This is a genomic window from Thioalkalivibrio sp. ALE16, assembly GCF_000381305.1.
Lineage (GTDB): Bacteria > Pseudomonadota > Gammaproteobacteria > Ectothiorhodospirales > Ectothiorhodospiraceae > Thioalkalivibrio.
This window is the reverse complement of sequence record NZ_KB906367.1, coordinates 65,254-74,964: the sequence shown is the minus strand read 5'-3', so window position 1 is coordinate 74,964 and position 9,711 is coordinate 65,254. Positions and strand designations below refer to the sequence as shown.

At 68.6% G+C, this 9,711-nt stretch carries 9 protein-coding genes; 7 read left to right on the top strand and 2 right to left on the bottom strand.

Annotated elements, in window-relative coordinates; translation table 11 throughout:
• The first annotated feature begins 284 nt into the window (after positions 1-284).
• Positions 285-3,164 carry a valine--tRNA ligase gene (locus tag F627_RS0111690; RefSeq protein ID WP_019584117.1) on the top strand — a complete coding sequence of 960 codons (2,880 nt, stop codon included), beginning with the start codon at positions 285-287 and terminating at the stop codon, positions 3,162-3,164.
• Between the two features lie 244 nt (positions 3,165-3,408).
• Here the strand turns inward: F627_RS0111690 and F627_RS0111685 are convergent, their stop codons facing one another.
• A complete protein-coding gene (locus F627_RS0111685) occupies positions 3,409-4,080 on the bottom strand; it encodes a YdcF family protein (protein WP_017940630.1) in 672 nt (223 codons plus the stop codon).
• Between the two features lie 10 nt (positions 4,081-4,090).
• Entirely contained in the window at positions 4,091-5,449 is a 1,359-nt protein-coding gene (locus F627_RS0111680) for an NAD(P)/FAD-dependent oxidoreductase (RefSeq protein ID WP_019584116.1), read from the bottom strand.
• Positions 5,450-5,622: 173 nt separating this feature from the next.
• On the opposite strand from F627_RS0111680, the gene F627_RS0111675 reads away from it, so the two are divergent.
• The 6 genes from F627_RS0111675 to F627_RS0111650 are packed head-to-tail and all read left to right on the top strand — an operon-like array spanning position 5,623 to position 9,702.
• Positions 5,623-5,895 (top strand): phosphopantetheine-binding protein, encoded by a 273-nt coding sequence (locus F627_RS0111675; protein ID WP_026279160.1) that lies wholly within the window; start codon positions 5,623-5,625, stop codon positions 5,893-5,895.
• Positions 5,892-6,506, top strand: coding sequence for a hypothetical protein (locus tag F627_RS0111670; RefSeq protein ID WP_018876115.1), 615 nt, complete (start codon positions 5,892-5,894; stop codon positions 6,504-6,506). Before F627_RS0111675 ends, F627_RS0111670 begins: the two co-directional genes overlap by 4 nt.
• A 17-nt stretch (positions 6,507-6,523) precedes the next feature.
• The gene (locus F627_RS0111665; protein ID WP_018876114.1) at positions 6,524-7,852 is read left to right on the top strand and encodes an AMP-binding protein; all 1,329 of its coding nucleotides are present in this window, start codon (positions 6,524-6,526) and stop codon (positions 7,850-7,852) included.
• 14 nt (positions 7,853-7,866) lie between these two features.
• Positions 7,867-8,202, top strand: a complete 336-nt coding sequence (locus F627_RS0111660) for a hypothetical protein (protein ID WP_026332098.1) — start codon at positions 7,867-7,869, stop codon at positions 8,200-8,202.
• Positions 8,199-9,098: a lipid A biosynthesis acyltransferase gene (locus tag F627_RS0111655; RefSeq protein ID WP_018865748.1), complete on the top strand. Its 900-nt coding sequence runs from the start codon at positions 8,199-8,201 to the stop codon at positions 9,096-9,098. The genes F627_RS0111660 and F627_RS0111655 overlap by 4 nt, the downstream gene beginning before the upstream one ends.
• Positions 9,099-9,156: 58 nt before the next feature.
• Positions 9,157-9,702, top strand: coding sequence for a LolA-related protein (locus F627_RS0111650; RefSeq protein ID WP_042835230.1), 546 nt, complete (start codon positions 9,157-9,159; stop codon positions 9,700-9,702).
• The last annotated feature ends 9 nt before the right edge of the window (positions 9,703-9,711 follow it).

Here is a 9,711-nt window from a genome sequence, read left to right as displayed (position 1 = left end):
CCCCGGCCCGCACAGCGGGCCGGGGTCGCGGCAGTCGGGCGTGTTTCTTGGGTACTTCTTTGCACGAGCAAAGAAGTACCTCGCGGCGCGCTGGCGAGTCAGCGCACGGCAGTATGTGGACCGAAGGCACGTAAACACCGGAGGACGAACCAGGCCTAGCCACCACGGGGCAGGCGGCCAGACAAAACCAACGTAAACACGATAGCGGACAGCGGGCGATGAGCGCGCCGCGCCGTTATAATGCGCGGCTTTCCCCACATTCCGACCCGAGCGCGCCCGCGATCATGGACAAAAGCTTCGACCCCAAGAGCATCGAGCAGACCCAGTACGAACGCTGGGAGGCCGCGAACATCTTCGCGCCGCCGGAGTCGGGCGAGGCCAACTACTGCATCCTGCTGCCGCCGCCGAACGTGACCGGCACGCTGCACATGGGGCATGCCTTCCAGCACACCCTGATGGACACCCTGATCCGCTACCGCCGCATGCACGGCGACCGCACCCTGTGGCAGGGCGGCACCGACCACGCCGGGATCGCCACCCAGATGGTGGTCGAGCGCCAGCTCGCCGCCGACGGCAAGAGCCGCCACGACCTCGGGCGCGAGAAGTTCCTCGAGGCGGTCTGGGATTGGAAAGGCCAGTCCGGCGGCACCATTACCCGCCAGATGCGCCGGCTGGGCGATTCGGTGGACTGGTCGCGCGAGCGCTTCACCATGGACGAGGGCCTGTCCGCCGCGGTGCGCGAGGTTTTCGTGCGCCTGCATGAGGAAGGCCTGATCTACCGCGGCAAGCGCCTGGTCAACTGGGACCCGGTGCTACACACCGCGCTGTCCGACCTGGAGGTGCTGTCGGAGGAGGAAAGCGGCCACCTGTGGCACTTCCGCTACCCGCTGGCGGACGGCTCGGGCCACCTGACCGTCGCGACCACGCGCCCCGAGACCATGCTGGGCGATACCGCCGTCGCGGTGCACCCGGAGGACGAGCGCTACCGCCACCTGATCGGCCAGATGATCCGCCTGCCGCTGGTCGGGCGCGAGATCCCGATCATCGCCGACGACTACGTCGAGGCCGAGTTCGGCTCCGGCTGCGTGAAGATCACCCCGGCGCACGACTTCAACGACTACGCGATGGGCCAGCGCCACGACCTGCCGGTGATCAACATCTTCAATGTAGATGCACGGATCATCGGACCAGGTGACGAAGCCACCCTTGGACTCAGGAACAGGGCCGAAATGCCGAGCGGCGGCAAAATGTTCGTTGACGATGCGCCGGATGGCCAATTCCCTGAAGAGTACATTCCTAAGAAGTATCAGGGTCTGGATCGGTATGAGGCGCGCCAACAAATCGTGGCCGACATGGATGCCGCAGGGTTACTGGAGAAGACTGAAGACCACAAGCTGATGGTCCCGCGCGGCGACCGCTCCGGCACCGTGGTCGAGCCCTACCTGACCGACCAGTGGTACGTGAAGGCCGGCCCGCTGGCCGAGCCGGCGATCAAGGCGGTGGAGGACGGCCGCATCCGCTTCGTGCCGGAGAACTGGTCGAAGACCTACTTCGAGTGGATGCGCAACATCGAGGACTGGTGCATCTCGCGCCAGATCTGGTGGGGCCACCGCATCCCGGCCTGGTACGACAGCGATGGCAATGTCTTTGTGGGCCGTTCCGAGGACGAGGTGCGCGAGAAGCACGGCCTGGCGGCCGATGTGGTGCTGACCCAGGACGAGGACGTGCTGGACACCTGGTTCTCCTCCGCGCTGTGGCCGTTCTCGACCCTCGGCTGGCCGGAGCAGACGCCGGAGCTGCGCGACTTCTACCCGACCAGCGTGCTGGTTACCGGCTTCGACATCATCTTCTTCTGGGTCGCCCGCATGATCATGATGGGCGAGCACTTCATGGGCGATGTGCCGTTCCGCGAGGTCTACGTCACCGGCCTGATCCGCGACTCGGAAGGCCAGAAGATGTCCAAGTCCAAGGGCAACGTGATCGACCCGATCGACCTGATCGACGGCATCAGCGCCGACGACCTGGTGGCCAAGCGCACCCAGGGCCTGATGCAGCCGCAGATGGCGAAGAAGATCGAGAAGACCACGCGCAAGGCCTTCCCCGACGGCTTCCCCGCGTTCGGCACCGACGCCCTGCGTTTCACCCTGGCGGCACTGGCCACCACCGGGCGCGACATCAAGTTCGACCTTGGTCGCATCGAGGGCTACCGCAACTTCTGCAACAAGCTGTGGAACGCCTCGCGCTTCGTGCTGATGAACGTCGAGGGCCACGACTGCTCGGCCGCGGACGACACGGCGGAGCACCGCACCCTGGCCGATCGCTGGATCCTCGACCGCCTGGCGGCCACCGCCGAGACCGCCACGCAGCAGCTCGATGCCTACCGCTTCGACCTCGCCGCTCAGACGCTGTACGAATTCACCTGGCACGACTACTGCGACTGGTACCTGGAGCTGACCAAGCCGGTCCTGAACGACGACGCCACACCGGATGCGGTCAAGCGCGCCACGCGCAATACGCTGGTCACCGTGCTCGAGGCCCTGCTGCGCCTGCTGCACCCGGTGATGCCGTTCATCACCGAGGCGATCTGGACCAGTGTGAAGCCACACGCCGGGATCGGCGACGACGTCGAGTTCCTGGTGCAGTGCCGCTGGCCGGCGCAGGACGGCTTCCCGAATGACGCCACCGCCACCGCCGAGCTCGACTGGGTCAAGGACTTCATCACCGGGCTGCGCCGCATCCGCGCGGAGATGGACATCGCCCCGGGCAAGCCGCTGCCGGTGCTGGTGAAGAACTGGAGCGAGGCCGACCAGGAGCGCTACACGCGCCACCGCGGCCTGCTGGAGTTCCTCGCCAAGCCCGAGAGCGTCACCTGGCTGGACGCCGCCGACGAGGCCCCGGAGTCCGCGCTGGCCCTGGTCGACGAGATGCAGCTGCTGATCCCGCTGGCCGGTCTGATCGACAAGGATGCCGAGCTGGCCCGCCTGGACAAGGAGATCGGCAAGCTCGACAAGAACCTCGAGCAGAGCGAGAAACGCCTTGCCAACGCGAGCTTCGTCGACCGCGCCCCGGCCGACGTGGTGCAAAAAGAACGCGACCGCGTCGCCGAGATGCACGCCACCCGCGACCAGCTCGCCGCCCAGCGCGAACGCATCCGCGCGATGTAAGGGCCTGTATTCACCACGAAGCCCACGAAGACACGAAGAAGGTCAAGGGCGAAGGGCGTTTAACAGGAAGTCGGGAAGACCGGAAGAACGAACAGGGACTAAAGGCGCTGTCCAGATGCCACCGCCTTGGGCGTAGCCCGCTGCACAGCTAGGCCAACCACCGTAAACCCTTCCCGTCTTCCCATCTTCCTGTAGATGTTTTTCCGGTTTTCTTCGTGCCTTCGTGCGCTTCGTGGTGAACAACTCAGCTAATGCGTTCGAGCATGCCGCGGTGGCGGATGAGGCGGGCGAAGCCCCGGCCCACGTGATACCAGTGGAGCATCCAGGCCTCCCGCGCCAGCCGGGCCGCCGATACCCGCGAGCCCAGCTCGGCCGGACAGGGGCAGACGTGCAACCCCATGCCACGTGCCATCGCCGCCGACCGGGCGAGATGGAAACGGCTGGTAATCAGCACCAGCGGCTCGTCGTCATGCGGCTCCCGTGCCAGCAGGTCGCGCGCGTTGCGCAGGTTCTCCAGGGTGTGCCGGGAGGCATCCTCCGTCTGGATGCGCTCGGAGGCAATGCCGCGGCGGCGCAGAAATGCAGCACCTGCGGCGGCCTCGGTCGGACCCTCCGGGGACGTCTGCCCGCCCAGCACGAGGATCCGGGCCTCGGGGTTGCGCCGCGCCAGACGCGCCGCGCGCAACAGACGCAGGCGGTACCCCGGACCCGGCACCCCGGCCTCCAGTTGCTGCCCCAGCACGAGGATGCAGCGGCCCCTTCCGGGGCAGCGAAGCCGTCGCGACCAGCGCAGGGCATGGGTCCACAGCAGCAGCCAGGACAGGCCGCCGGTCGCCAGGATCAGCAGATTGGAAAGCGCGAAGGTGGCCAGGCCATCCGGGCCGATGCGCCGAAGTCCTACCCGCGTCGTTCCCATGGCGGCCGAGTCAGGCCTCGTCTTCGGGCGTCGTGCCGCCGGTGAAATGCAGCCGCGCGTTGCGCCGGCGCCGCGCCCAGAAGCCCAGGGCGCGCGGCAGGTTCAGTGCCATCTGGGTGTAGTAGACCGCCTTGAAGGCGCGCAGTGACCACTGTACCCGGGTGTTGCGATAGACATCGCCGGCGAGCAGCGAGATCACCGCCTGCTCCATGCCCAGGGTGTTGCGCGGCCCCATGAACAGCTTGCGCATCACCGGGCTGTTGAAGCGGTAGATCAGCCAGGAGAAGCGGCGCACGCCCCGGCGAACGTCGCGCTCGAACGCCCGCAGGTAGCGCCCGGCGCGCGCCGGACGCGCGAGGCAGCGGTCCACCGCGTCCGCGGCGCGAAATCCCCCCGACATCGCGATATAGACCCCGCTGGAGAACACCGGGTCGACAAAGGTAAAGGCATCGCCCACCAGCAGGTAGCCCGGCCCGTGGGCCTGACGCGAGCGGTAGGAGAAATTGCCGGTGGCATTCACCGGACCGGCCAGTTCCGCGCCCTGCATGCGCTCGAACGCCGGGGGACACAGCTTCAGCGTCTCCCACAGGAACGCCTCCGGCTTGGTCCTGCGCGTCTTCAGGTATTCCGGAAAGCACACCGCGCCCACGCTCATCGCACCGTCACGCAGCGGGATCATCCAGATCCAGCCATGCTGGAACCAGTAGATACTGATGTTGCCGGCATCCCGCCCGGGACGCCGCGGCACATTATTGAAGTGGCCGAAGATGGCCGCGCTGTTGTGCTCCGCGTTGCGCGTCTTCAGATCGAGGCGGCGCGCCAGGAAGGTATCGCGCCCGGAGGCATCGACCACGAAGTCGGCCTCGAACTCCAGCGTGTTCCCGGCCGCGTCGCGCGCGGTCACCTGCTGGGTCCCGCCGTTCGCCGGGTCGGCCAGGGCCACATCCGAGACCGTCACCTCCTCCAGCACCCGGACCCCCAGGCGCGCACTGTTCTCCAGCAGCAGGTGATCGAATTCCGAGCGCCGCACCTCATAGGCGGAGGCGGGTGTGTCGTCGTTCAGGGCGCGTTCGAAGTAGTAGGTGCGCGGCGTGTCGGGGGCCTCGGGAATGGTGAACTCGGCCCCGTGCTTGGGGATGCCGATGGTCTGCACCGCCTCGGCAATGCCGAGCTCCTCGAACAGCGGCATGTTCATCGGCAGCAGGGACTCGCCGATGTGGAAACGCGGGTGCCGGGCCTTCTCCAGCAGCACCACGTCACGGCCCTTCTGCGCCAGCCGGGAGGCAACGGTGGAACCGGCCGGACCGCCGCCAATGACCAGTACCTGACAGCGACCGTCCGTTCCCGCGTTCTCTACCGCTTGTTTCAAATGCTGTCTCCACTGGCCATCCGGGCGCCCAAAACGGCGACCCGAACCGGTCGCGAGGGTACCACGACCCCCAAGGTGTGGGTATCATCGGCGCCCAGCAGGGTGACCGCCACGCGAAGTGGAAGTTCGCGGGCGGTCACAAAACCGCACATCACGACACCTCGGGGGAACACGTGGCATCGCAAACAGCGTTCGAACAGGAAGTCGCCCAACTGATCGTCGACAGTCTCAATCTGGAGGACGTGACGGCGGGGGAGATCGAGCCGGAAGACGCCCTGTTCCGCGACGGGCTGGGTCTGGACTCCATCGACGCCCTGGAACTGGCCCTGGCGATCTCGCGCGCCTACGGCGTCCAGATCCGTTCCGACGACGAGAACAACCGCCAGATCTTTGCATCCCTGCGCGCCCTGAGCGCCCACATCGAGGCGAACCGAGCCGCGTCGTGAACACCCCGCTCGCCGCCAGCGTGGCCCTGTGCTATCCGGTCGCGGTCGTGCTCGGCGTGGCCTTCGAGGTCCCCTTGCTGCCGCTGGCGATCCTGGCCGTGCTGATCCTGGTGGCGAGCTGGGGGGCCCTGGGGCCCGCCGGGCGGGCCGCGCTGTTCCTGGCGCAGGCCGCCGCCGTCGCGCTGTTACTGACCCTTGGCGCCGGAACCTGGCTGCTGTACACCATCCCGGTCCTGATCATGGGGCTGCTGGCGTGGCTGTTCGCGCGCTCGCTGCGCCCCGGCTCCACGCCGCTGATCACCCGCTACGCCCTGGCCATGGGCGCCTCCGACACCCCCGCGGTGCATCGCTACACGCGCAATCTGACCATCGCCTGGGCGCTGCTGTGCGGTGTCCTCGCCCTGGTCTCCGCCTGGCTGGCATTGTTCGCCTCCGCAACGACCTGGGCGCTGTTCGCCAACGGAATCAACTACCTGCTGCTGGCCAGCCTGTTCCTGCTGGAGTACCCGCTGCGCCTCTGGCTGCTGCGCGACGAGCCGCGCAGCGGTTTCCTGGCCTACCTGATCGAGCTCGCGCGGGTCGATCACCACCGGATGCTGAGGCACCCGTGACGGACCCGACAACGGACATGCGGCCGCTGATCGCCGAAGCCCCGGAACCGCTGGCCCGGATCGGGGATCGCCGGGTCTCGCGCGCGGCGTTCCTCGCCGACGTGCAGGCACTGGCCGCGCAACTGCCGCCGGCCCGCGCGGCCTTCAATCTGTGCCAGGACCGCTACCACTTCGCGGTCGCCTTTGCCGCGATCCTGCTGCGGGGTCAGACCAACCTGCTGCCGCCCAACCGCGGCCGCACGACCCTGGCCGAGATCGCCGGCCAGTATCCGGATGCCATCGCCCTGGTGGACGGCCCGGACGCCGAGATCGCCATCCCGGTCCTGCGCGTCGCCGCCCGCGGCGAGGCGGGCGAGGCCATGGGCCCCGTGCCCGCGATCCCTGGCGAGCAGACCGCCGTCCTGGCGTTCTCCTCCGGCAGTACCGGCACGCCCACGGCGCACGCCCGCAGCTGGACGGCCCTGCATGCGGTCACCGCCCAGGCCCTGGAGGCCCTCGACCTGGCGGGCCACCCCGGCCCCACCCTGGTCGGCACGGTACCGCCACAGCATATGTACGGCCTGGAATCGACCGTGCTGTATGCCCTGCTGGGGCACACCACGCTGCTGGCCGGGCGCCCGTTCTACCCCGAGGACGTGCGCACGGCGCTGGCCGACAGCGCCCCGGCGGTGCTGGTGACCACGCCCTTCCACCTGAAGGCCTGCCTGCGCGCCGGCCTCGAGTGGCCGTCACCGACCCGCATCCTCTGCGCCACTGCGCCGCTGTCCCCGGATACCGCCGCCCGGGCCGAGCGGGTCTTCGGCTGCCCCCTCGACGAGATCTACGGCTGCACCGAGGCGGGGGCCATCGCCACGCGCCGCACGACCCGCGAGTCCGCCTGGACCACCTATCCCGGGGTGGAGATCCATCCCGGAGAGACCGGGCGCGCGTGGGTCCGGGGCCCGCAACACCCCGAGCCGGTGCCGCTTCCGGACCATATCGAGGTGCAGGACACGCGCCTTTTCCGCATGGAAGGCCGTCTCGCCGATCAACTGAATATCGCCGGCAAGCGCGCCTCGCTGGCCGATTTGAACCGGCGCCTGAATGCCATCCCCGGGGTGCTCGACGGCGTCTTCATCCCGCCGGATCCCGAATCGGACACGCACGGCGTCACCCGCCTGGCGGCCCTGGTGGTCGCCCCGAAACGCAGCGAAGCCGAGATCCAGGCGGCACTGGCCGACTGCATGGACCCGCTGTTCCTGCCGCGCCCACTGGTGCGGGTCGACCACCTGCCGCGCTCGGCCACCGGCAAGCTGCCGCGTCAGGTCCTGCTGGACCTGCTCGCCCACCACGGCCAGTGCGCCTGACGGCGCGCCGCCCCATGCAACCGACGGCCGTCCAGTCCACCATCCGCCGCATCGGGGCCGAGCACCCGTCCCTGCCCGGGCATTTCCCCGGCCACCCGGTGGTCCCCGGCGTGGTAATCCTCGATCAGGTGGCAGCGGTCGCGCGGGCCCACGGTCTCGGACCGGTCGCGGCCCTCCCGCAGGTCAAGTTCCTCGCGCCGCTGACACCGGAGGCCGCGTTCCGCATCGAGATCGACCCGCCCGGTCGTGGCGGGCGACAGGGGTTTCGCGTCGTGGCCGCCGAGAGCGAGCCACCGGTCACCTTCTGTTCCGGCCAGCTGGTCACGCTCCACGACACCCCGGACCCATGAGCCGCGCCTGGTTCCAGCAGGCGGAACGGGGCTCGCCGCTGGCCCTGCGCATCATCCTGTGGGTGGCCCTCAATCTCGGGCGCCGGGCCAGCCGCGCGCTGCTGTACCCGATCACCGCGTATTTCCTGCTGTTCGCGCCGCAGTCGCGGCGGCACAGTCGCAATTACCTGCGCCGGGCGCTGCAACGCGAGCCGCGGCTGGCGGACCTGGCGCGCCACCTGCACAGCTTCGCCGCGGTGATCCTCGACCGGGTCTTCCTGCTCGCCGGGCAGGATGCCTGCCTCGATATCCGGGTCCACAACCGCGAGACCTTCCTCGAACACGTGGACAGCGGCCGCGGCGCGATCCTGCTGGGCGCGCACCTCGGCAGCTTCGAGGCCCTGCGCGCCCTGGCGGTGGGCAAGTACGACTTCCCGGTGCGGGTCCTGATGTACAGCGACCACAACCAGAGCATCACCCAGGTCCTGGAGGCGCTGAATCCCGAGGTGGCCGCATCGGTAATACCGCTGGGCCGCACCGAGACCCTGATCCAGGCCCGCGAGTGCCTGGACCGCGGAGAGCTGATCGCCACTCTGGGCGACCGCGTCGCCGAGAGCGACAAGATGGTCGCCTGCGACTTCCTCGGCGACACCGCGCTGTTCCCCCAGGGGCCGTTGCTGCTGGCCGCGGTACTCAAGGTCCCGGTGATCCTGTGCTTCGGGCTCTATCGCGGCGGCAACCGCTACGATATCGTCTTCGAACCCTTCGCCGAGACCCTCGACGCCCCGCGCGGGCAGCGTGACGAGATCCTGGCCCAGTGGGTACAGCGCTATGCCGACCGCCTCGCGGCGCGGGTACGCGAAGCCCCCTACAACTGGTTCAATTTCTATGACTTCTGGGACGATGCATCCAAATAGGCGAGGCCACGGCCTTGGCCCGCGTATCCGCCAGTCCGGCATCACGCTGATCCTGGCCTTGGGTCTTCTCGCCCCTGTATCGGCCCTGGCCAACGACACCCTCGGCGCATTGCTGGAAGCCCTGACCACCGAGCGGGCAGCGACCCTCGCGTTCGAGGAGCGCCGCGACGATCCGATGCTGGAGTTCCCGGAGATACGTTCGGGCTCGCTGGCCTTCGAGCCCCCCGATACCCTTACCCGCCAGGTCGACGGCCCGCGGGGCGAGACCGTGCACATCGAGGGCGACACCCTCACCCTGGAACGGCGTGGCTCCAGCCGCGAGATCGACCTGAACGAACAGCCCGCCCTGGCCACCCTGACCGGCCTGTTCCGCGCCCTGCTGAACGGCGACCGCGAGCAACTGGAGGCCAATTTCGAGATCGAGCTGACGGGCGACATGGAGGCCTGGACCCTGGAGCTCGTCCCACGGGACCGCGCCCTGCGCCGCATGGTCCCCGAACTGACCCTGACCGGCGCCGGCGACGAACTACGCGAACTGATCACGGTCGAGTCCGGCGGACACCAAAGCCACATGCGCTTCGAGCCGCCACAGTACGCGGACTAGGGAAACACT